This is a genomic window from Cellulosimicrobium sp. TH-20, from assembly GCF_002105775.1.
Taxonomy (GTDB): domain Bacteria; phylum Actinomycetota; class Actinomycetes; order Actinomycetales; family Cellulomonadaceae; genus Cellulosimicrobium; species Cellulosimicrobium funkei.
Genome location: NZ_CP020857.1, coordinates 2,122,494 through 2,144,727, shown reverse-complemented (window position 1 = coordinate 2,144,727; position 22,234 = coordinate 2,122,494). Strand labels below are relative to the sequence as shown.

The 22,234-nt window shown below is 75.0% G+C and carries 14 protein-coding genes; 8 read left to right on the top strand and 6 right to left on the bottom strand.

Annotated elements, in window-relative coordinates:
* Positions 1-7: 7 nt before the first annotated feature.
* On the bottom strand, positions 8-823 hold the full coding sequence (locus B8281_RS09470; RefSeq protein WP_034655378.1) for an electron transfer flavoprotein subunit beta/FixA family protein: 816 nt from the start codon (positions 821-823) through the stop codon (positions 8-10).
* A gap of 112 nt (positions 824-935) precedes the next feature.
* Between B8281_RS09470 and glgX the strand changes: the two genes are divergently transcribed.
* From glgX to B8281_RS09450, 4 genes are all read left to right on the top strand, one after another.
* On the top strand, positions 936-3,203 hold the full coding sequence (gene glgX / locus B8281_RS09465; protein ID WP_369824884.1) for a glycogen debranching protein GlgX: 2,268 nt from the start codon (positions 936-938) through the stop codon (positions 3,201-3,203).
* Entirely contained in the window at positions 3,125-3,412 is a 288-nt protein-coding gene (locus tag B8281_RS09460; RefSeq protein WP_085387576.1) for a hypothetical protein, read from the top strand. Before glgX ends, B8281_RS09460 begins: the two co-directional genes overlap by 79 nt.
* 75 nt (positions 3,413-3,487) lie before the next feature.
* Positions 3,488-5,242, top strand: coding sequence for an FAD-binding dehydrogenase (locus B8281_RS09455; protein ID WP_085387575.1), 1,755 nt, complete (start codon positions 3,488-3,490; stop codon positions 5,240-5,242).
* A 20-nt stretch (positions 5,243-5,262) separates the two neighbouring features.
* On the top strand, positions 5,263-6,438 hold the full coding sequence (locus B8281_RS09450) for a hypothetical protein (protein ID WP_085387574.1): 1,176 nt from the start codon (positions 5,263-5,265) through the stop codon (positions 6,436-6,438).
* Between the two features lie 86 nt (positions 6,439-6,524).
* Here the strand turns inward: B8281_RS09450 and B8281_RS09445 are convergent, their stop codons facing one another.
* Positions 6,525-7,436, bottom strand: coding sequence for a DUF559 domain-containing protein (locus tag B8281_RS09445; protein ID WP_186381280.1), 912 nt, complete (start codon positions 7,434-7,436; stop codon positions 6,525-6,527).
* A 474-nt stretch (positions 7,437-7,910) separates the two neighbouring features.
* Positions 7,911-10,514 (bottom strand): alpha-glucan family phosphorylase, encoded by a 2,604-nt coding sequence (glgP, locus tag B8281_RS09440; protein ID WP_085387572.1) that lies wholly within the window; start codon positions 10,512-10,514, stop codon positions 7,911-7,913.
* 163 nt (positions 10,515-10,677) lie between these two features.
* Between glgP and B8281_RS09435 the strand changes: the two genes are divergently transcribed.
* The 4 genes from B8281_RS09435 (at position 10,678) to glgB (ending at position 18,556) form a co-directional block, all read left to right on the top strand.
* Positions 10,678-12,807, top strand: coding sequence for a maltotransferase domain-containing protein (locus tag B8281_RS09435; RefSeq protein ID WP_369824958.1), 2,130 nt, complete (start codon positions 10,678-10,680; stop codon positions 12,805-12,807).
* Between the two features lie 59 nt (positions 12,808-12,866).
* Positions 12,867-14,609, top strand: a complete 1,743-nt coding sequence (treS, locus tag B8281_RS09430; RefSeq protein WP_369824957.1) for a maltose alpha-D-glucosyltransferase — start codon at positions 12,867-12,869, stop codon at positions 14,607-14,609.
* A gap of 131 nt (positions 14,610-14,740) precedes the next feature.
* Entirely contained in the window at positions 14,741-16,240 is a 1,500-nt protein-coding gene (locus tag B8281_RS09425) for a hypothetical protein (RefSeq protein ID WP_085387570.1), read from the top strand.
* A gap of 84 nt (positions 16,241-16,324) precedes the next feature.
* Positions 16,325-18,556 (top strand): 1,4-alpha-glucan branching protein GlgB, encoded by a 2,232-nt coding sequence (gene glgB, locus B8281_RS09420; RefSeq protein ID WP_085387569.1) that lies wholly within the window; start codon positions 16,325-16,327, stop codon positions 18,554-18,556.
* A gap of 327 nt (positions 18,557-18,883) precedes the next feature.
* On the opposite strand, the gene B8281_RS09415 is transcribed toward glgB, so the two are convergent.
* Genes B8281_RS09415 through B8281_RS09405 form a run of 3 tightly spaced genes read right to left on the bottom strand, consistent with a single transcriptional unit; the run spans position 18,884 to position 22,106 of the window.
* Positions 18,884-19,834 carry a tetratricopeptide repeat protein gene (locus tag B8281_RS09415; protein WP_034653561.1) on the bottom strand — a complete coding sequence of 317 codons (951 nt, stop codon included), beginning with the start codon at positions 19,832-19,834 and terminating at the stop codon, positions 18,884-18,886.
* Positions 19,835-19,854: 20 nt separating this feature from the next.
* Positions 19,855-20,892, bottom strand: coding sequence for a hypothetical protein (locus B8281_RS09410; protein WP_085387568.1), 1,038 nt, complete (start codon positions 20,890-20,892; stop codon positions 19,855-19,857).
* Positions 20,889-22,106, bottom strand: coding sequence for a hypothetical protein (locus tag B8281_RS09405; protein WP_043653203.1), 1,218 nt, complete (start codon positions 22,104-22,106; stop codon positions 20,889-20,891). The genes B8281_RS09410 and B8281_RS09405 overlap by 4 nt, the downstream gene beginning before the upstream one ends.
* Positions 22,107-22,234 lie beyond the last annotated feature (128 nt).

Genomic DNA, 22,234 nt, shown 5'->3' with positions numbered 1-22,234 from the left:
ACGCCTCTCAGACCAGGTCGTTGCGGATGAGGAACTCGGCGAGGGCGCGGCCGCCCTCGCCCTTGTCGACGACGATCTCGGCGTCGGGGCGCGGCGGCCGCGGCGACGCGTCGAGCACGCGCGTGCGGGCTCCGGCGTCGCCGACGAGCGCGGCGTCGACGCCGAGGTCGGCGAGGCTCCACGCCTCCACGGGGCGCGTGCGCGCCGCCATGATGAGCTTGAAGTTGGGCATGCGCGGGTCGTTCGCGTGGTCGGTGACCGACACGACGGCGGGCAGCGGCGCCTCGAGGACCTCCTCGACGCCGTCGAGCTCGCGCGTGACGCGCGCGGTGCGCGCGCCCGGCTCGCCCTCGACCTCGAGCTTCCCGGCCAGCGTGAGCTGCGGCAGGCCGAGCTCGGCCGACAGGAGCGCCGGGACGACGGAGCCCAGGCCGTCGAGCGCGGCCATGCCCGTGACGACGACGTCCACCGGGGCCTCGTCCGCGAGGCGGCGCACCGCGGCGGCGAGCACGCGCGCGGTGCCGAAGTAGTCGGAGCCCGCGATCGCGTCGTCGCTCACGCGCACGCCGCGGTCCGCGCCGAGCTGGAACGAGCGGCGCACGGCGCCGTCGGCGTCCGGCCCCGCGACGGTGAGCACGACCACCTCGCTGGTCTCGCGCTCCGCCTCCGGCAGCGCCTCCTTGAGGCGCAGCGCGGCCTCGACCGCGTTCTCGTCGAGCTCGTTGAGCGTGCCCTCGTCGGCCCGGCGCACCACGCGGCCGTCCTCGAAGCCCCGGTCGGCGTGGATGTCCGGGACGTACTTCACGGCGACGACGATCCGCATCGGCTGCTCTCCCTGTGCGCTGGGCGGTCGGCCGGAGAGGTACCCGGCCCGCTCCGCCGAAGCCTACCGGCGGGCGACCGGAGGAGCCGGTGACACCCGCCACAATGGACGGGTGCACGAGCCGTCGCCCGACCCGAGACCCGCCCCGCCGACCGCGCCCGGGAGCGTCGACCGGCACGCCCTCGTCCCGCCGCTCGGGGTGCGCCCCGCCGGGGACGGCGTCGACGTCGCCTTGCTCGCGTCGCACGCGACCGCCGTCGAGCTGTGCCTCGTGGACGTCCTCGACCCGGCGCTGCCCGCGCACGACCCGGCGCGCTACCGCGAGCGCCGGGTCCCGCTCGCCGGGCCGGCCTACGGCGTCTGGCACGCGCACGTTCCGGGCGTCCTGCCCGGCCAGCGCTACGGCTTCCGCGTCCACGGCCCGTGGGAGCCCGCGGCCGGGCTGCGCCACAACCCCGCGAAGCTGCTCGTCGACCCGTACGCGCGGGGCCTCGTCGGCGAGCTCGTCGACGACCCGGCGATCCGCGGCCAGGTCGGCGACGACCCGTACGGCCCGCCCGACCCCCGCGACTCGCTGCCGTTCGTCCCGCACGCCGTCGTGGTCGCCGAGCCGGCCGGGACGCTCGCTCCCCGCCCCCGCGTCCCGTGGCGCGACACGGTGGTCTACGAGGCGCACGTGCGCGGCCTCACGCAGCGCCTGGAGGCGCTGCCCGAGCGCCTGCGCGGCACGTACGCGGGCGTCGCGCACCCGGTGACGATCGAGCACCTGCGGAGCCTCGGCGTGACCACCGTCGAGCTGCTCCCCGTGCACGCCAACGTGCCGGAGCCGCACCTGCTCGCGAGCGGCCGCACGAACTACTGGGGCTACTCGACGCTCGGGTTCTTCGCGCCCCACGCCGCGTACGCGACGCGCGACGCGCAGGACGCCGGACCGGCCGCGGTCCTCGACGAGGTGCGCGGCATGGTGCACCTGCTGCACGAGGCGGGGATCGAGGTCCTGCTCGACGTCGTGCACAACCACACGTGCGAGGGCGGTGCCGACGGGTACCACCTGTCGTGGCGCGGCCTCGACAACGCCGGGTACTACCTGCACGACGGCGGCACGCCCGCGCGCCTCGCGGACGTCACCGGGACGGGCAACTCGCTCGACTTCCGCCGCCCCGCGGTCGTGCGGGCCGCGCTCGACTCGCTGCGGTACTGGGCCGAGGTCGTCGGGGTCGACGGCTTCCGGTTCGACCTCGCCGTGACGCTGGGCCGCGGCGCGACCGGGTTCGACCCGGACCACCCGTTCCTCGTCGCGCTCCAGACCGACCCGGTGCTGTGCGGGCTCAAGCTCGTCGCCGAGCCGTGGGACGTGGGCCCCGGGGGCTGGCGCACCGGCCAGTTCCCGCCGCCGCTCGCGGAGTGGAACGACCGGTTCCGCGACGCGGCCCGCCAGTTCTGGCTCGCGGACGCGCGCGAGGCGTCGCACGGGCGCCCGGGGCACGGCGTGCGCGACCTCGCGACGCGCCTCGCGGGGTCGGCCGACCTGTTCGGCCACTCGGACCCGCCGCTCGTGCGCGGGCCGGTCGCGTCGGTGAGCTACGTGACCGCGCACGACGGCTTCACGCTCGCCGACCTGGTCGCCTACGACCACAAGCACAACCTCGCGAACGGCGAGAACAACCGGGACGGCACGGACGACAACCGGTCCTGGAACCACGGGCTCGAAGGCCCGGTCACCCCGGACGCCACCGCGGGCGGCGTGCTCGACGGGCTCGGCGTCGAGATCGCCCCGCTGCGGCGCCGTTCGATCCGCAACCTCCTTGCGACGCTCGTGCTCGCCGCGGGCACCCCGATGATCACCGCGGGCGACGAGATGGGCCGCACCCAGCGCGGCAACAACAACGCCTACGTGCAGGACGACGAGACGTCGTGGGTGTCGTGGGACCTGTCCCCGTGGCGCAAGGACCTGCTCGCCACCGCGCGCCACCTCCTCGCGCTGCGGCGCGAGCACCCCGCGCTGCGCCCCGACGCGTTCTTCACCGGCCGCCCGCGCCCCACGGCGCCGGACGGCCCCGGCGGTGCGGTGTCCGGTGCGGCAGCCGGCACCGGGGCCGGGGCCGGTGCGGAAGGCGGCACGGGGTCCGGTGCGGAAGGCGGCACGGGGTCCGGTGGGGACGGCGGCACGGGGGCCGGCGCGGCGGTCGGCGGGGACCAGGCCCCCGCCCGACGGCGGTGCCCGACCTGGCGTGGTTCGACGCCGACGGCGGACCGCTGGACCACGGGGCGTGGCACGACCCGGGCGTCCGGACGCTCCAGATGCTGCGCACCGCCCCGGAGCCGGGCGACGCCGACGTGCTCGTCGTGCTCACCGGGGCGCTCGACCCGGTCGACGTGACGCTCCCGGGTCTGCGGGCGGCCGCGGGCGGCGAGCCCGAGCGCTGGGAGCTCGTATGGGACTCCGACTGGGAGCACCCGGACGACCCGGACCGCGCCCCCGGCGAGCGCACCGCCGGCCCGGGCGACGTCGTCGGGCTCGAGGCGCTGAGCCTGCGCGTGTACGTGTCCCCCACCCCGCAGAGGGAGAGCCCAGGTCTCCCGAGGTAGAGCCGTGGTCTCGCGAGGTAGAGCCGTGGTCGCCCCTGCCCGCCGAGGTCTGGACACGTGCTCTACTCTTCCCGCATGAGTGACAGCGCGGTCGACTCCTCCCCCACCTCTCCCACGATCGAGGACCCCGAGGTCGTCGTCGTGGGGGCCGGGCTCTCCGGTCTCGTCGCGGCGACCGAGCTCACGGCCGCGGGTCGCCGGGTGGTCCTGCTCGACCAGGAACCGGCGGCGAGCCTGGGCGGCCAGGCGTGGTGGTCGTTCGGCGGGCTCTTCCTCGTCGGCTCTCCCGAGCAGCGGCGCATGGGCGTCACGGACTCCGCCGAGCTCGCGTTCGACGACTGGCTCGGGTCCGCGCAGTTCGCGCCCGGCGCGGACCGCGGCGAGGGGCCCGACCGCCACGGCTACGCGTGGGCGCAGGGCTTCGTCGACTTCGCCGCCGGGGAGATGCGCGGCTGGCTGCACGACAAGGGCGTGCGGTGGTTCCCGCTCGTGCAGTGGGCGGAGCGCGGCGGGTACCCGGTGCGCTCGGGCGCCGACGGGTCCGCCGCCGGCGCGCACGGCAACTCCGTGCCCCGCTTCCACGTCACGTGGGGCACCGGCCCCGGCATCCTCGAGCCGTTCGTCCGCGCCGCCCTGGACGCGCGCACCGCGGGCCTGCTCGACGTCCGGTTCCGGCACCGGGTCACGTCGCTCGTCGTGACCGACGGCGCGGTGACGGGCGTGCGCGCGCAGGTGCTCGCGCCGTCGGACGCCGGGCGCGGGGTGCCGTCCTCGCGCGACGTCGTCGGGGAGGTCGAGATCGCGGCGAGCGCCGTCGTCGTGACCTCGGGCGGCATCGGCGCGAACCACGAGCTCGTGCGCTCGCGCTGGCCGCAGACGGCGGGCCGGCTCCCCGCACGCATGCTCTCCGGAGTGCCCGACTCGACCGACGGGCTCATGATCGGCGTCGCCGCCGACGCGGGCGCGGCCCTCGTGCACGAGGACCGCATGTGGCACTACCCGGAGGGGATCGCGAACCACTCGCCGGTCTGGACCGACCACGGGATTCGCATCCTCCCCGGGCCGAGCTCGCTGTGGCTCGACGCCGACGGCAACCGGCTGCCCGCCCCGCTGTTCCCCGGCTTCGACGCCCTCGGCGCGCTCCAGCACGTCACCGAGCGCGGCGACGACCACTCCTGGTTCGTGCTCAACAAGGCGATCATGGAGTCGGAGTTCGCGCTGTCCGGCTCGGAGCAGAACCCCGACCTCACGGGCAAGGACGTGCGGCTCCTCGCCCAGCGGGTGCTGCCCGGCGCCGTCGGACCGGTCGCACGGTTCGCCGAGCAGTCGCCGGAGTTCGTGTGGGCCGACACCCCCGAGGAGCTCGCCGCCCGGATGAACGCGCTCGTCGAGGCGACGCCGGGCTCGCGGGGGCACGTCGACCCGGCGGCCCTGGCCCGCGTCGTCCGCCTGCGCGACGAGCAGGTCCGCTCGGGGCTGGGCAAGGACCCCCAGGTCGTCGCGACGGCGATGGCGCGCCGCTACCGCGTCGACCGGCTCATCCGCGTGTCGCCGCCACGGCCCCTGACGACGCCGAAGGACGGGCCGCTGCTCGCCGTCCGCCTCTCCGTGCTGACGCGCAAGACGCTCGGCGGGCTGTGGACGGACACCTCCGCGCGGGTGCTGCGCGCGGACGGGTCCGTGCTGCCCGGGCTCTGGGCCGCGGGCGAGGCGGCCGGGTTCGGCGGGGGCGGCGTGCACGGCCACCGCGCGCTCGAGGGGACGTTCCTCGGCGGGTGCCTCTACTCCGGCCGTGTCGCGGGCCGCGCGGTCGCCGCCGACCTGGGCTGACCCGGGTAGGGTCGGCGACCATGACCGTGCCCGACGACGCGTCCCCGGCCCCCGCGCCCGGCGCCCCCGCGGCGGTCGACCACCTCGACGTCCCCGCGTGCGAGCGCCTGTTCCGCCGCAACGGTCTCCCGCTGCTCGTCGAGGGGCACTCGCTCGACCGCGACGTGTTCGGGCGGTCGGCGCCGTTCCTGCTCGTCGTGCTGCTTGCCGAGCTCTCCGGCGCGGTGCGCTCGGGCTGGCCCGCGTGGGCGAACGCGCTCGCGCTCCTCGGCGCCGCGGCCCTCGTCGCGGCCGCGTACGCGGGGCTCAACGTGGTGCGCGGTCGGCCGTGGTTCACGCTCCCCCAGTCCGTCGGCGTCCCTGAGCTCGCGTTCTTCGTGCTCGTGCCCGCCCTCCTGCGGGTCATGTTCGGCGGGCAGTGGGGCGACGCCCTGCTCACCGTCGTCGGCAACCTCGTGCTGCTCGGGGTCGTGCGGGTCGTCGTCGGGTACGGCGTGCTGTCGTCGCTGTGGTGGGGGCTCGCGCGCGTCACCGACGAGCTCGGCGCCGCCCTGCTGCGGCTCGTGCGCCTGCTGCCGCTGCTGCTCGTGTTCTCCCTCGTGCTCTTCTACAACGCCGAGGTGTGGCAGGTGTTCGACCGCACGCACGGCGTCGCCGACCTCGTGCTCGGCGCGTTCTTCGCGCTGCTCGTCGTGCTGTTCGTCGGGCTGCGCTCGCCCACGGAGGCGCGCGAGGCGCTCGCGGAGACCGCCGCGCGCCACCCCGGGCACGAGCGTGCGGCGCGCTTCAGCCGCGGCCAGACGGCGAACCTCGCGACGATGATCGCGACGAGTCAGCTCCTCCAGGTCCTCGTCGTGAGCCTCGGCATGGGCGTGTTCTTCATGGCGCTCGGGACGCTCACGGTGACCCCCGAGGTCATGGCGCTGTGGGACGTCGACGGCGGCACCTGGCAGCGCACGCTCTCGCTCGTCGGCGGGGGCGGCGTCGGCGGCGCGGACCTCGTCGTGACGCAGACGCTGCTGCGCGTCTCCGTCGCGATCGCGACCTTCACCGGCCTCTACTACGCGATCTCCGTGCAGGTCGACGCCGTGTACCGCGAGGAGTTCGTGGACGGCATCGAGACCCAGCTCGCCGACGTGCTGCGCGCGCGCTCGCGCTACCTCGACCTCCTCGCCCCACCCCCGTCCGCGAGATAGAGGCCAGGTGGGCCGAGGTAGAGGCCAGGTACGCCGGAGTGGAGGCCAGGTTCACGACCACGCCTCTACCTCGACGGACCAGGGCTCTACCTCGGCGAGGAAGGTCGCGAGCTGTCTGCGCGGCGTCGGAGCGCGAGGCGGAGTGACTCCGCGAGACGACAGCCGACCGCCACCGGGTCGCCCAGGTCCTCCCAGGTGAAGCGCACGACCGTCCAGCCCGCTGCCACGAGCGCCGCCTCGCGGACGTCCTGTGCGCGCCGGACCTCTGCCGGGTCCCCGTACTCCCCGCCGGAGTACTTCACCGCCCCGTCGAACTCGATCACCAGCCGGGCGTCGAGCCAGGCCAGGTCGACGACGTACGTCCCGCGCGACGTCAGGACCGGTACCTGCGGGCGAGGCGCGGGCAGACCGCCGAGCACGGCCGCGAGCCGCACGAGCGTCTCCCCCGGGGACTCCGACCTCGGGTCCGCGAGCTCGAGAGCACGCCGCGCCCGCACGACGCCCCGCTTGCCGCGCGACTCCTCGACGATCGAGTCGACCACGTCCCGGTCCGCACCCAGGCGCAACGCAGAGTCCACCACCACGAGGCTGCGCTCGAGCGGCAGCGACCGCGCACAGTCGACCAAGGTGCGCTCGAGGCTGGTGACAGGGACGCCGTCGAGGACCGCGCGGTCACGGACCGGTAGATCGGTCCAGTGCCGACGCACGGCTGCGTCCCGTTCTCTCGTCACGTTCGGGTGGCCGAGCTGGGTCAGGTGCGCGAACGGCGGGAGCCGCCAGGTCCAACAGCCCCAGAGCAGAGCCGCGGTGTCGTGGCTCACCCAGAACGGCGTCACGAGCCGGTCGACCAGTCCGCGCACCTCGCCGAGCAGCCACTCCTCGCGCTCCGACGGCGCGGAGTGCGCCGAGGGAAGGTAGACACCACGCCGTACCCGCACGAGCTCACCGGTGCGCGCACGCGCCGCCAGCTCCGCGCGGCGTCGACGTACGTAGGGCACAGCAGACGGAACCCTCCGAGGGCCGTTGCTGTCCGCGGTGTAGCGACCGGAGGGGCGGGTCGGGACCGGATTAGCCCCGAGCCTGCGCCGTGCTGTCGGGTCGTGGCCGGCCCGGGAGCTGCCCGTCGTCTCGTCCATCAACCCAGCGTGCCGGTCGCCACCCCGTCGCGGGGCGAGTACGGCAGATCTGTGGATGACGAAGTCGCCGCCCCTGCACGACGGTCCGCCGCCGTCGACCTCCGTCCATGGACGGACGAGCCGAGAGGGCCTGGCCGACGACGGCCAGGCCCTCTCGCACTCGCATGACGCATCCGCCTCACGCGACCACGCCTCGACCTCGCGTGACCGCACCTCTACCTCGCGCGACCGCACCTCTACCTCGCGCGACCAGGGCTCTACCTCGCGCGACCGCACCTCTGCCTCGCGCGACCAGGGTTCTACCTCGCGACCGGAGGCTCTACCTCGGCGGGGGTGTCAGGCGTTGGTGACGAGGCCCAGCTCGGCGACGCTCGGGAGGCCGTCGTGGGTCGGGACGACGCGGACGGTGTAGCCGAACGGTCCGGACGCGTCGAGCACGACCTCGCCCGCGAACGCGTAGCGGCCGGCCTCGTACGTCTCGGCGAGCGCGAGCGGCTCGGCCGTGAACTCCTCGATGACGTCGGCCTCGCTGACGCGACCGTGCACGACCTGCACCTGGACGTCCTCGGGGCGCAGGTCGCCGAGCGACACGTACGCGCGGACCGTGAGGCGGTCGCCGACCTGCGGCACCTCGCCGATGCCGGCCGAATCGACGTGGTCGACGCGCACGCGCGACCAGCCGTCGCGCACGGCGTGCTTCCACTGCGCGAGCTCCCGGGCGGGCGCGAGCCCGTCGGCGGCCAGCGCGCGCCCGGCCGCGGCGGCCGGGGCGTACAGGCGCGTGACGTACTCGCCGACCATGCGCGTCGCCTGGACCTTGGGGCCGAGCGTCGCGAGCGTGTGCCGCACCATCTCGAGCCACCGGCCGGGCACGCCGTCGGCGTCGCGGTCGTAGAACCGGGGCGCGACCTGCTGCTCGACGAGGTCGTAGAGCGCGGCGGCCTCGAGGTCGTCGCGACGGTCCGCGTCCTCGACGCCGTCGGCGGTCGGGATGGCCCAGCCGTTCTCGCCGTCGTACCACTCGTCCCACCACCCGTCGAGGATCGACAGGTTGAGGCCACCGTTGAGGGCCGACTTCATGCCCGACGTCCCGGACGCCTCGAGCGGGCGCAGCGGGTTGTTAAGCCAGACGTCGCAGCCCGGGTAGAGCGACTGCGCCATGGCGATGTCGTAGTTCGGCAGGAAGACGATGCGGTGCCGCACCTCGGGGTCGTCCGTGAAGCGCACGAGCTGCTGGATGAGCCGCTTGCCCTGGTCGTCGGCGGGGTGCGACTTGCCCGCCACGACGAGCTGGACCGGGCGCTCGGGGTGCAGCAGCAGCGCCTTGAGCCGCTCCGGGTCGCGGAGCATGAGCGTGAGCCGCTTGTACGTGGGGACGCGGCGCGCGAACCCGATGGTGAGAACGTCGGGCGAGAGCACGTCGTCGACCCAGCCGAGCTCCGCCGGGGTCGCACCGCGCTCGCGCCAGGACTTGCGCACGCGGCGGCGCGCCTCGTCGACGAGCCGGCCGCGCATCTCGCGGCGGATCGCCCAGAGCTCGCCGTCGCCGACGGCGCCCTCCCCGTCGCCGCGCAGCCAGCGCGACGACGCGTGCTCGGCCGTGAGCTCGTCGAGCCCGAGCCGCTCGGCCTCGAGGGCCGCGAGCGCCGGGTCGACCCACGTGGGCGAGTGGACGCCGTTCGTCACCGAGGTGATCGGGACCTCGCGGGCGTCGAAGCCCGGCCACAGGCCCTCGAACATGCCGCGCGACACCTCGCCGTGCAGGAGGGAGACGCCGTTCGCCCGTCCGCCGAGGCGCAGGCCCATGACGGCCATGTTGAACACGGTCGGGTCGCCGCCGTCGTAGTCCTCGGCCCCGAGGGCGAGGACGCGCTCGACGGGCAGGCCGTCGACCGCCATGTCGCCGCCGAAGTACTGCGTGACGAGGTCGCGGCCGAACCGGTCGATGCCGGCGGGCACGGGCGTGTGCGTCGTGAAGACCGTCGCGGCGCGGACGGCCTCGAGCGCCGCGTCGAACGTGAGGCCCTGCTCGACGAGCTCGCGGATGCGCTCGACGCCGAGGAACCCCGCGTGGCCCTCGTTGGTGTGGTAGACCTCGGGCTCCGGCGCGCCGGTGAGGCGCGACCACAGGCGCAGCGCGCGCACGCCGCCCACGCCGAGCAGCAGCTCCTGCTGGAGGCGGTGCTCGCCGCCGCCGCCGTAGAGGCGGTCGGTCACCTTGCGCGCGGCCTCGTCGTTGCCGGGCACGTTCGAGTCGAGCAGGAGCAGCGGCACGCGGCCGACGGCCGCGACCCACACGTGCGCGTGGAGCGCGCGACCCCCGGGCAGGGCGAGCGAGACGCGCGCGGGCGTGCCGTCGTCGTCGCGCAGGAGGGTGAGCGGCAGGCCGTCCGGGTCGAGGAGCGGGTACGTCTCGACCTGCCAGCCGTCGCGCGTGAGCGACTGCTTGAAGTAGCCGGCGCCGTAGAGGAGCCCGACGCCGACGATCGGCACGCCGAGGTCGCTCGCGCTCTTCAGGTGGTCGCCGGCGAGGATGCCGAGGCCGCCCGAGTACTGGGGCAGCACGGACGTGATGCCGAACTCGGGCGAGAAGTACGCGATCGCGGCCGGCAGGGAGCCACCGCCCTCCGACGCCTCCGCGGCACGCTGCTGGTACCACAGCGCGTCGTCGAGGTAGTGGCGCAGGTCGGCCGCCGCCGCCCGCACGCGCTCGACGAAGGCGCCGTCGGCGGCGAGCTCCGCGAGGCGCTCGGGACCGAGCGCACCGAGCAGCGCGACGGGGTCGCCGTGGACCGCCGCCCACGTCTCGGGGTCGATACCGGCGAACAGGTCGCGCGTGGGCGCGTGCCAGGACCAGCGCAGGTTGTGCGCGAGCTCGTCCAGGTCGCGCAGCTCGGCGGGCAGCAGGGTGCGGACGGTGAACCGTCGGATGGCTCTCACGGGGACGAGACTACGCAGCCTGACGCCGGTGCACACCCCCGCGCCGCAACCTGTGTGTAACGCTTGCATGAAATTTCACCCAGGTATCGTGCGCGACCCGTCCGCGACGCGCCGACCCCTCCCCCAGGTGCCTGGCCCCCGTGCCCCTCGATACGTTGTGCGTGTGACGTCGACCCCTCCGGCCCTCGCGCCGCACCGCCCCCGCGCCACCGGTGCCCCTCGCCCCCGAGGCGGCGCCCCCGCCCCCGCCCCCGCCGCACCCGTCGGCCGCATCCCCGTGCTCGAGGTGTCGCCCGTCGTCGAGGGCGGCCGGTGGCCTGCCAAGGCCGTCGTCGGCGAGATGGTGCCGATCGAGGCGACCGTCTTCAGGGAGGGCCACGACGCCGTCGCCGCGACCGCCGTCCTCGTCGCGCCCGACGGCACCGAGCGCACGGCACCCATGGTCGACGTCGCCCCCGGGCTCGACCGGTTCCGCGCCACGCTCCACCCGGACGCGGTCGGCGACTGGTCGCTGCGCGTCGAGGCGTGGAGCGACCCCTACGGCACGTGGGCGCACGACGCGACGGTCAAGGTCGCGGCGGGCGTCGACGTCGAGCTCATGCTCGCCGAGGGCGTGCGGCTCTTCGAACGCGTCCTCGCCGACGCCGTCCCCCTCCCCGGGCGCGACGGCACGCCCGGCCGCCGGACCCCCGCGGACGAGCGCACGCTCGCCGACGCGCTCGCCGCGCTCGCCGACGCGACCCGCCCCGCCGAGGCCCGGCTCGTCGCCGCGACGTCGCCCGAGGTGCGCGACGTCCTGGAGCGCGCCCCGCTGCGCGACCACGTCACGGCGTCGGCCACGTACCCGCTGCGCGTCGAGCGCCCGCTCGCGCTCGCGGGCGCGTGGTACGAGATGTTCCCGCGCTCCGAGGGCGCCCGGCGGCTCAAGGACGGGCGCTGGCGCTCGGGCACGTTCACCGCGGCCGCGCGCCGTCTGCCCGCGATCGCGGAGATGGGCTTCGACGTCGTCTACCTGACCCCCGTCCACCCCATCGGCACGACGCACCGCAAGGGCCGCAACAACTCCCTCACCGCGCTCCCCGGCGACCCGGGCAGCCCGTACGCCATCGGCTCGAAGGACGGCGGCCACGACGCGATCCACCCCGAGCTCGGCAGCGAGCGCACGTTCCGCGCGTTCGTCAAGGAGGCCCGGCGGCACGGGCTGGAGGTCGCGATCGACCTCGCGCTGCAGTGCTCGCCCGACCACCCGTGGGTCACCGAGCACCCCGAGTGGTTCACGACGCGCGCCGACGGCTCCATCGCCTACGCGGAGAACCCGCCGAAGAAGTACCAGGACATCTACCCGCTCAACTTCGACAACGACCCCGAGGGCATCTACGCCGAGGTTCTGCGCGTCGTGCGCGTGTGGATCGACCGCGGCGTCACCGCGTTCCGCGTCGACAACCCGCACACCAAGCCGCTCGACTTCTGGGAGTGGCTGCTCGCCGAGGTGCGCGCGACGAACCCCGAGGTCGTGTTCCTCTCCGAGGCGTTCACCAAGCCCGCGATGATGCACACCCTCGCGCGCATCGGGTTCCACCAGTCGTACACGTACTTCACGTGGCGCAACACGCGCGACGAGCTCGCGGAGTACCTCACCGAGGTCTCGGGCGAGGCCGGCGCCTACATGCGCCCGAGCTTCTGGCCCACGACCCACGACATCCTCCCGCCGTACCTCCAGCACGGCGGCGTGGCGGGCTTCGCCGTGCGCGCGGTGCTCGCCGCCCTCGGTGCCCCCACCTGGGGGATCTACTCCGGGTACGAGCTCGTCGAGAACGTGCCGCGCCCGGGCGTCGAGGAGCAGATCGACAACGAGAAGTACGAGTACAAGCCGCGCGACTGGGCGCTCGCCGACGAGATCGGGATCTCGACGCTGCTCGCGCGGCTCAACGAGATCCGTCGGGACCACCCCGCGCTGCGCCAGCTCCGGAACCTCACGGTGCACCCGACGACGAACGACCAGGTGCTCGCGTTCTCGCGCCACCTGCCGGCCGAGCACTCGCCGACCGGCGAGGCGGACACGGTCGTCGTCGTGGTGAACCTCGACCCCCACTCCCCGCAGGAGTCGAACGTGCACCTGGACCTCGCGGCCCTCGGCCTCCCCCCGCTCGCGGACGGCCAGGACCCCTGGGCGCCGTCGTTCGTCGCGCACGACGAGCTGACCGGCGAGAGCTACGGCTGGGGGCAGGACGTGTACGTGCGGCTCGAGCCGCTGCGCCAGGTCGCGCACGTCATCCACGTGAGGGCCTCGTGACGCTCCCCCGGGACGCGGCCCCGGTCCCCGTGCGGGGGCCCGCCGCCGGTCCCGTTCCCGTGCCCCCGCTCACCGCGCCCGTGCCCGTCGCGGCCCTCCCGCCGCGCCGTCAGCCGGCGCCGCCCGTCGAGACGCGCCCCGGGCTGTCCGACGACCCGGACTGGTACCGCACGGCGGTGTTCTACGAGGTGATCGTCCGCGCGTTCTCCGACTCCGACGGCAGCGGGACGGGCGACCTGCGCGGGCTCATCGACCGCCTCGACTACCTCCACTGGCTCGGCATCGACGCGCTGTGGCTGCCGCCGTTCTACCCGTCGCCCTTGCGCGACGGCGGCTACGACGTGTCCGACTACACCGCGATCGCGCCGCAGTACGGCTCGACGTCGGACTTCGCCGAGCTCGTGAGCGAGGCGCACGCGCGCGGGATGCGCGTCGTCATCGACCTCGTCATGAACCACACGAGCGACCAGCACCCGTGGTTCCAGGCGTCGCGCGCCGACCCGGAGGGCCCGTACGGCGACTTCTACGTGTGGAGCGACGACGACACGCGCTACCAGGACGCGCGCATCATCTTCGTCGACACGGAGACGTCCAACTGGACGTTCGACCCGGTGCGGCGCCAGTTCTTCTGGCACCGCTTCTTCTCCCACCAGCCCGACCTCAACTTCGAGAACCCGCGCGTCGCCGACGCGATGCTCGACGTCGCGCGGTTCTGGCTGCAGATGGGGGTCGACGGGTTCCGCCTCGACGCGGTGCCGTACCTCTACGAGGCCGAGGGCACCAACTGCGAGAACCTCCCGCAGACGCACGAGTTCCTGCGCCGCGTGCGGCGCATGGTGGACACCGAGTTCCCGGGCCGCATCCTCCTCGCCGAGGCGAACCAGTGGCCGCGCGACGTCGTGGACTACTTCGGCACCGAGGAGGAGCCGGAGTGCCACATGTGCTTCCACTTCCCCGTCATGCCGCGCATCTTCTACGCGATCCGCGACCAGCGCGCGAACCAGGTGCTGGAGATCCTTGCCGACACGCCCGACATCCCCGCGGGCGCGCAGTGGAGCACGTTCCTGCGCAACCACGACGAGCTCACGCTCGAGATGGTCTCGACGGAGGAGCGCGCGTCCATGTACGGGTGGTACGCGCCCGACCCGCGCATGCGCGCCAACGTCGGGATCCGCCGTCGGCTGGCGCCCTTGCTCGACAACTCGCGCAAGGAGGTCGAGCTCGCGCACGCGCTCCTGCTCTCGCTCCCGGGCAGCCCGTGCCTGTACTACGGCGACGAGATCGGCATGGGCGACAACATCTGGCTGCCCGACCGCGACGCCGTGCGCACGCCCATGCAGTGGACGCCCGACCGCAACGCCGGGTTCTCCACCGCGGACCCGGGCAAGGTGTACCTGCCGCTCGTGCAGTCGCTCGTGCACCACTACGGCTACGTCAACGTCGAGGCGCAGCTCGAGCAGTCGACGTCGCTGCTGCACTGGGTGCACGGCATGCTCAAGGTCCGGCGCCGCCACAAGGCGTTCGGCACCGGCGACTTCGTGGCGCTCGAGTGCGACAACGAGTCGATCCTCGCGTTCCTGCGGCGCACGCCCACGGAGACGATCCTGTGCGTCGCGAACCTCTCGGCGACCGCCCGGTCCGCGGCGGTGCACCTGCCGGGGCACGCGGGCGCGCCGCTCACCGACGTGTTCGGCGGCGCGCACTTCCCGGCGGTCGGGGACGACGGGCGCGTCGTCATGACGTGGGGGTCGCGCGACTTCTACTGGCTCGTCGTCGGGGGTCCCGAGGGCACGACCCCCTGACGCCCGGCGAGATCGGGCGCGTCGTGGTCGGATGGAGGCTGCCGCCGTCGTGACCCGACGGCGGGGCCCCCGGGGCACCCCCGGGGCACGACCTGCCGACGATCCGACGACCCAGCCACAGGGAGGCGCGCATGACGCTCCGACGGACGGACCTTCCCTCCTCGGAGCTCATGACGCTCCTCGACGCGTGGCTGCCGGAGCGCCGGTGGTACCCCGTCAAGGGCGTCGCGGTGCGGCACGTGCCGTGGCTGTCGTTCGCGCTCGACGTCCCGGCGACGGCCGGTCAGGACCCGGCGCGGGCCCCGCGCGTCGTCCTCCACCTGCTGCGGCTGCTCGGGGACGGCGTCGACCTCGTCGTGCAGGTGCCGCTCGTCCTCGAGCCGGTCGACGCGGCGCCCGCGGCCCCGGGCGACGTGCGCACCCCGGGCGGCGCGACCCCGTCCGCCGGTCCGGGGCGCGCGCCCGCCACGCCGCTCGGGACGGTGCACGACGCCGGGGGCGGCGCGACCGCCGGGACGGCCTGGCTCGTGCACGACGGCGCCGCGCACCCCGCGTGCTGGGCGGCGCTCCTGGCCGTCGCCGACTGGGAGACGACCCCCGCGGCCGGGGGCGCGGGCACCGATCCGCTCGACCTCGCGGGCGGACGCGCTCTGAGCGTCGAGCAGTCGAACAGCTCGGTGCTGCTGCCCGGCGTCGCCGGCGGCACGATGCTCAAGGTCCTGCGGGCCATCGCGATCGGCCCGAACCCGGACGTGACGATCCCGCGCGCGCTCGCCGCCCAGGGGTGGGCGGGCGTGCCGCGACCGCTCGCCTGGCTCGAGGTGGGCTGGGACGCGACCGACGACCCGGCCGCTCCCGGGCACGCGCCCGACCCGGCGTCGCCCCGGTCGGCGCACCTCGCGATCCTCAGCGAGTTCGTCGACGGCGCGCGCGACGGCTTCGACCTGGCGTGCGCCTACGCCGGGCAGGGTTCCTCGTTCGCCGACCTCGCCGCCGACCTCGGCCGGGTCCTCGCCGACCTCCACGCCGCGCTCCGGCGCGCGTTCGACGTGGGCTCCCCCGTCGACGCGCGCTGGCTCGTCGCCGACCTGCGGCGCCGTTCGGACGAGGCCGTCGCGTCGTCGAGCGCGCTCGGCCGGCGCGCGACCGAGATCGCCGCGTTCTGGGACCGCACGGCAGCACGGCTCGCGTCCGTCACGCGCGTCCCCGACGCCCTCCCGCGGCTCCAGACCGTCCACGGCGACCTGCACCTCGGGCAGGTGCTGCACGCCCGCCGGTTCGGCTGGAAGGTGCTCGACTTCGAGGGCGAGCCGCTGCGGCCGGTCGCGGAGCGCACCCGCCCCGACCTCGCCCTGCGCGACGTCGCCGGGATCGTGCGCTCGTTCGACTACGCGGCCGCCGTCGGGCGTGCTCCCGACGCCGCGTGGGCCGTCCAGGCGCGCGCCGCGTTCCTCGACGCGTACGAGCGCGCGGACACCGCGGGCGTCGACCACGCGACCTCGGAGGCGCTCGTCCGCGCGCTCACGCTCGACAAGGCGCTCTACGAGGTCGTCTACGAGTCGCGCAACCGTCCCGACTGGGAGCCCATCCCCCTCGCCGCCGTGGACCGCCTCCTCGCGGGCAACGCCTGACGTGCGCGGTCGCCCGGCCGCACGTACCGGACCGTCCGGCGAGCCCGTCCTGTGAGGGTGCGCGGGACGTGGAAAGGTTGCCCCATGACCGGGCCCGCCGCTTCCGCCACCCCGCCCCCCGTCGTCGTGCCGCAGGACGCGCTCGCCGCGGCCGCGGGCGGGCGCACGTTCGACCCGCACGCCGTGCTCGGCCCGCACCTCGCGGACGACGCCGCGGACGCGCGGGCCGTCGTCCGCGTCCTGCGCCCGCTCGCGGACGAGGTCGTCGTCGTCGCCGCCGACGGCGAGCACCCGGCGGTGCACGAGCAGGACGGGGTGTGGGCCGCCGTCGTGCCGGTGCACCAGGACGCCGACGGCACCCGGCACGCCCCCGACTACCGCGTCCGCGCCCGCTACGGGCACGAGTCCACGACCGTGGACGACCCCTACCGGTTCCTGCCCACGCTCGGCGACGTCGACCTGCACCTGATCCGCGAGGGCCGGCACGAGGAGCTGTGGCGCGCGCTCGGCGCGAACGTCCGCACCTACCCGAGCGCGCTCGGCGACACGACCGGCACGGCGTTCGCCGTCTGGGCGCCCAACGCGCGCGCGGTCCGCGTCATCGGCGACTTCAACGGCTGGGGCCCCACGCACCCGATGCGCTCGCTCGGGTCCACCGGGGTGTGGGAGCTCTTCGTCCCCGGCGTCGTCGCGGGCGCGCGCTACAAGTACGAGATCCTCGGGCCCGACGGCTCGTGGCGCCAGAAGGCCGACCCGCTCGCCAAGGCGGCCGAGGTGCCCCCGGCAACGGCGAGCGTCGTCGTCGAGTCCCGGTACGAGTGGTCCGACGACGCGTGGCTCGCCGAGCGCGCGGCGCACGACCCCCACACGCAGCCGCTCAGCATCTACGAGGTGCACCTCGGCTCGTGGCGCCAGGGCCTGTCCTACCGCGACCTCGCGGAGCAGCTCACGGCGTACGTCGTCGAGCAGGGGTTCACGCACGTCGAGCTCCTGCCCGTCGCCGAGCACCCGTTCGGCGGGTCGTGGGGCTACCAGGTCACGGGCTACTACGCCCCGACGTCCCGGTTCGGCCACCCCGACGACTTCCGCTACCTCGTCGACCGCCTGCACGCCGCGGGGATCGGCGTCGTCGTCGACTGGGTCCCCGCGCACTTCCCGCGCGACGAGTGGGCCCTCGCCCGCTTCGACGGCACGCCCTGCTACGAGCACGCCGACCCGCTGCGCGGCGAGCAGCCCGACTGGGGCACGTACGTCTTCGACTTCGGCCGCAACGAGGTCCGCAACTTCCTCGTCGCCAACGCGACGTACTGGCTCGAGGAGTTCCACGTCGACGCGCTGCGCGTCGACGCCGTCGCGTCCATGCTCTACCTCGACTACTCGCGCGGCCCCGGCCAGTGGCACCCCAACGTGCACGGGGGCCGCGAGAACCTCGAGGCCATCGCGTTCCTCCAGGAGGCCAACGCCACCGCGTACCGGCGCACGCCCGGCGTCATGATGATCGCCGAGGAGTCGACCGCGTGGCCGGGCGTCACCCGGCCCACCTCCGCGGGGGGCCTCGGGTTCGGGCTCAAGTGGAACATGGGCTGGATGAACGACTCCCTGCGCTACGTCGCCGAGGAGCCGATCAACCGCCGGTACCACCACCACGAGATCACGTTCTCCATGGTCTACGCGTACTCCGAGCAGTTCGTGCTCCCCATCAGCCACGACGAGGTCGTGCACGGCAAGGGCTCGCTCTACGGGAAGATGCCGGGCGACGACTGGCAGAAGCGCGCCGGCGTGCGCGCGTTCCTCGCCTACCAGTGGTCGCACCCCGGCAAGCAGCTCCTCTTCATGGGCAGCGAGATCGGCCAGCACTCCGAGTGGAACGAGGGCCGGTCGCTCGACTGGGACGGCCTCGCCGCCGACCCGGGCCGGCAGGGCGTGCAGCGTGTCGTGCGTGACCTCAACGCCCTGTACCGCGCGACCCCTGCTCTGTGGGAGCTCGACCACGACCCCGCGGGGTTCGAGTGGCTCGACGCCGACGACGCCGACCACAACGTCCTCGCCTACGTACGCCGCGGGCGCGACGGCAGCGAGGTCGCCGTCGTCGTGAACTTCGCCGGGACGCCGCACGAGGGCTACCGCGTCGCCCTGCCGTCGGGCGGCGCGTGGCGCGAGGTCCTCAACACCGACGCCGAGGTCTACGGCGGCTCCGGTGTCGGCAACCTCGGTGAGGTCGGGGCGGAGCCCGTCCCGTGGAAGGGGCGCGCGTACTCCGCGGTCCTGCGCGTGCCGCCGCTCGGCGCGCTGTACCTCGTCCCGTCGCCGAGGTAGAGGCCCGGTCCGCCGAGGCAGAGGCCTGGTCGCCGAGGTAGAGGCCTGGTCCCGCCGACGGCGAGTTGTCGTCACCCTGGGTGGTGGGTGGGGTGGTGGCGCCGGGTCTACCATCCGCCGCTCGTTCCTCGCGGCTCCCGCCAGGCCCGCCACGACCCGGCGCCACCACCCCACCCACCGAGTTCGTCGCACCCCCGGCGCTGCCTCCTCAGCGCGACGGCAGCCGGTCTCCTCGCGGTGACCTCCACGCACGACGGCGGCCGGTCACCTCGCGGTGACCGGCCGCCGTCGTGCGTGACGCGGGTGCGTCGGTAGAGCGCGGGTGTGTCAGTACAGGCTGATCGCGAGGCGCTGGCGGGCCTTGCCGACGCGGGGGTCGGTGGGGCCCACGACCTCGAAGTAGTCGAGGAGGCGCACTCGGAGCTTCTCCTTGCCGTCCGCGTCGGCGCCGGGCAGCAGGTCGAGGAGCCGGTCGAGGGCGTCGTCCACGTGCCCGCCGAGCAGGTCGAGGTCGGCGATGGCGAGCTGGGCGTCGACGTCCTGCGGTGCGGCGGCGGCCGCGGCGCGGACCGTCGCGAGGTCGGCGTCGCGGGTGCGCTGGAGGAGGCGGACCTGCGCGAGCCCCGCGACGGCGAGCGCGTCGCGCGGGTCCTGCTTGATCGCCTTCTCGTAGGCCGCGACCGCGGCGTCGAGGTCGTCGCGCTCGATCGCGTCGTACGCCTCCTGGTGCAGCGGCGGGAGCTCGGGCTCCGGCTCGGCGGCGGGCTCCGCGGGGCGCTCGGGCTCGCCGTCGGCGCCCTGGGCGGGCGCACGACCGGTCACGCCGTTCGCCTCGGCCGCCTGGAGCACCTGGTCGAGCACGGCGCGCACCTGCTCGACGGGCGCGGCGCCCTGGAACAGCGGCACGGGCTGACCCTGCAGGATCGCGACGACGGTCGGCACGCCCTGGACCTGGAACGCGGCCGTGATCTGCGGGTACGCCTGGGCGTCGACGCGGGCCAGGAGGAAGCGGCCGGCGTACTCGTCGGCCAGCGCGCCGAGGTCGGTGCCGAGCTGCGCGTTCGCCTGGTCCGTCGGGATCCACAGGAGCACGACGACGGGGTACTGCGCCGAGTCCTGGACGAGCTGGCCGAACGTCTCGTCCGTGACGTCGACGACGTACCCGCCCGCGGCGGGCGCGCCGCCCTCCTCGCCGGGCGGGGGTGACTGCGGCCTGGTCAGCGCGGACAGGTCGACCGCGCCGCGCACGTCGAACGTGGGCTGGGTGGGTTCGCTCATGGTCGCAATCCTACGGAGCGTCAGGCGTTCGCGACCGACGTCGCGACGTGCTCGTTGCCCACCACGCGGATCTTCTCCTCCGAGCCCGCGGGCGGCACGTAGAGCGCGACGACGTCGACGTAGCCGACCTTGAGCACGTTCGTCGGAGTCTTGTCCCCGTACAGCGCCTTGATCGACTCCGTGTCGGGCGGCACCTGCGCGCCCTCCTCGGCCGTCATCGACTCCTGCGAGGTCATCGCACCGACCACGAGCGCGCCGCCGTCCGCGGTGCGGACCGCGCGCACGGGCTCGTCCGGGTTGGGCGTGAACGTCAGGGCGTAGGCGCCCGCGGCGGGCTGGAGCGCCGTCGTCCAGTCCTGCGCGCGCTTGGCGAGCAGGGTGCGGAACGAGTCCTCCTCGAAGGACCCCGCGAACCCGGAGCCCGTGCCGAGGTTGAGCACGTCGGCGTACTGCGCGACGGCGTCCGTCGGCGTGACGAGCAGGCTCGAGTCGTCGGGAGCGACGTCCTCGCTGCCGATGCTCGGGTCCGCGAAGCTCGGCATGGTGACGCCCGGCAGGAGGCGGACCCAGGCCCAGAGCTGGTAGTCGCCGCGCGCGGTGTCCTGCTCCAGGACGGACAGGCGCGGCGTCTGCAGGTTCTCGGGCTGCACGCTCACGGCGAACGACGTGCGCGGCCAGGTCTGCGTCGTCGGGATGACGACCTGCTGCGCCTCCGTCGGGAGCTCGGTCACGAGGTCGGCGTTGCCGCGCGCGGCGGCGACGGCGAGCTGGCTCGTGCGAATCGCGAGGGCCGGGCCCGTGACGCGGCCCTCGAGCTGGGCCGCGTCGTTGGTCTCGCTCGCCGCCGCGAGCGCGGCGGCGACCGCGTCGAGGACGGCGGTCTCCTGCGCCTCGGTGAGGACGGGCGCGGGCGGGTCCTGCGTGGGGTCGGGCTCGGGCGTCGGGAGGGGTGCGGAGCAGGCGGCGAGCAGGAGCGCGCCGACCAGTCCCCCGGCCACCCCGCCGAGGTGACGACGGGCGCGGCGGGCGCGGGCCGTGTCGCGGGCGGTGCTGGTCATCGGGTGCTGTCCTTCGTCTCGTCCGGGTCGCTCTCGGGTGCAGGCGCCGGGGCGCTCTCGTCGCTGCCGGGCGTGAAGCCCCACGCCCGGCGCCAGGCGTCTGCGCGCGTGCTCGCGCTGTCCTCCGTGGTCGGGTGCGCGCTCGCGTCGACGGTCGGCTGGGCCGCGGTGCGCGGGCGGCGCTCGCCGCGCGCGACGATCGGGATCTGGCCGGTGAGCCACGCGCGGCGCGGCTTCTGGGCGCGGGCCTGCTGCTGCGCGAGGCGGTCGGCCTCCTCGCGCTCGCGCAGCTCACGCCGCGTGAGCATGCGCACCTGGGCCGTGTCGGTCGGCACCTCGCCGTCGGGCGCGTCGGCGTCGTCCGACGACGTCCCCGCCGTCGTGCCGGCCGGCGCGACCGCCGGGGTCGCGGAGGTCGTGGTGCCGCCCGAGGGCCCGCGGCGGCGCGGGCGCAGGCTCGCCGCCCCGATGCCGAGACCGAGGAGGATGAGCACGGCACCGCCGATGACGCCGGGCCACAGGAACGGCGTCTCGACCTGGCGCGGCCACGAGAGCTCGACGGTCGGGGCGACGGCGTCCTCGCCCACGCCGGCGGCGAGGAGCTGCCAGCGGCCGGGCTGGTCGGACCAGCGCAGGCTCGCCGAGCCGGCGCCCGTCGCCTCCTCCAGCCACATGTCGGAGCCGGCGGGGTCGACGCCGACGACGGGGGCCTCCGCGGCCGCGTCGCCCTCCGCGGGCGTCTCGCCCTCGGCGGGCGTCTCGCCCTCGGCCGGGCTCTCGGCGTCGGCGGGTGCCTCGGCGTCGGCCGGACTCTCGCCCTCCGCGGGCGACTCCCCGTCCGCGGGCGTCTCGCCCTCCGCGGGCTCGTCCTCCGCGGCCGGCGCGTCGACGGCGCGCGTCGCGAGCGCGTCCCAGTCGGACAGGCCGGTGACCAGACCGTGCGGGTCCTCGCCGACCCACCCGGTCACGTCGGCCTCGCGGCCGATCGCGAGGGTGACCTGCTGCTCACCGGGTGCTGTCGCGCGGATCGTCACGTCCTCGGCGACGAGGTCGAGGACCCCGGGCGCGGTGACGAGCACCGTGCCGTCGCCGGTGTACGCCGTGGTCGCCACGACCGTGTCGCTGTCCCGCCAGACGGTGGCGGACGCGACACCGAGGCCGACGGCGACCAGCCCTCCCACGAGCAGGAGGGCGGCGATGATTCGTTGCAGCACCGAGGTTCCCTTCGTCGATCGACGTTCAAGGATAGGTGCGAAACCCCTCGTGGATCGACCGAGACGCCTCGCCTGTGGATCCTCACGAACCGTTCACGCGCCCCTCCCGGGACGGTCTCACCGCTCCC

Coding starts and splice junctions, on each gene's coding strand:
- B8281_RS09470 (WP_034655378.1), bottom strand. CDS start 823: ATGCGGATCGTCGTCGCCGTGAAGTACGTCCCGGACATCCACGCCGAC.
- B8281_RS09460 (WP_085387576.1), top strand. CDS start 3,125: ATGCTGCGCACCGCCCCGGAGCCGGGCGACGCCGACGTGCTCGTCGTG.
- B8281_RS09455 (WP_085387575.1), top strand. CDS start 3,488: ATGAGTGACAGCGCGGTCGACTCCTCCCCCACCTCTCCCACGATCGAG.
- B8281_RS09450 (WP_085387574.1), top strand. CDS start 5,263: ATGACCGTGCCCGACGACGCGTCCCCGGCCCCCGCGCCCGGCGCCCCC.
- B8281_RS09425 (WP_085387570.1), top strand. CDS start 14,741: ATGACGCTCCGACGGACGGACCTTCCCTCCTCGGAGCTCATGACGCTC.
- glgB (WP_085387569.1), top strand. CDS start 16,325: ATGACCGGGCCCGCCGCTTCCGCCACCCCGCCCCCCGTCGTCGTGCCG.
- B8281_RS09415 (WP_034653561.1), bottom strand. CDS start 19,834: ATGAGCGAACCCACCCAGCCCACGTTCGACGTGCGCGGCGCGGTCGAC.
- B8281_RS09410 (WP_085387568.1), bottom strand. CDS start 20,892: ATGACCAGCACCGCCCGCGACACGGCCCGCGCCCGCCGCGCCCGTCGT.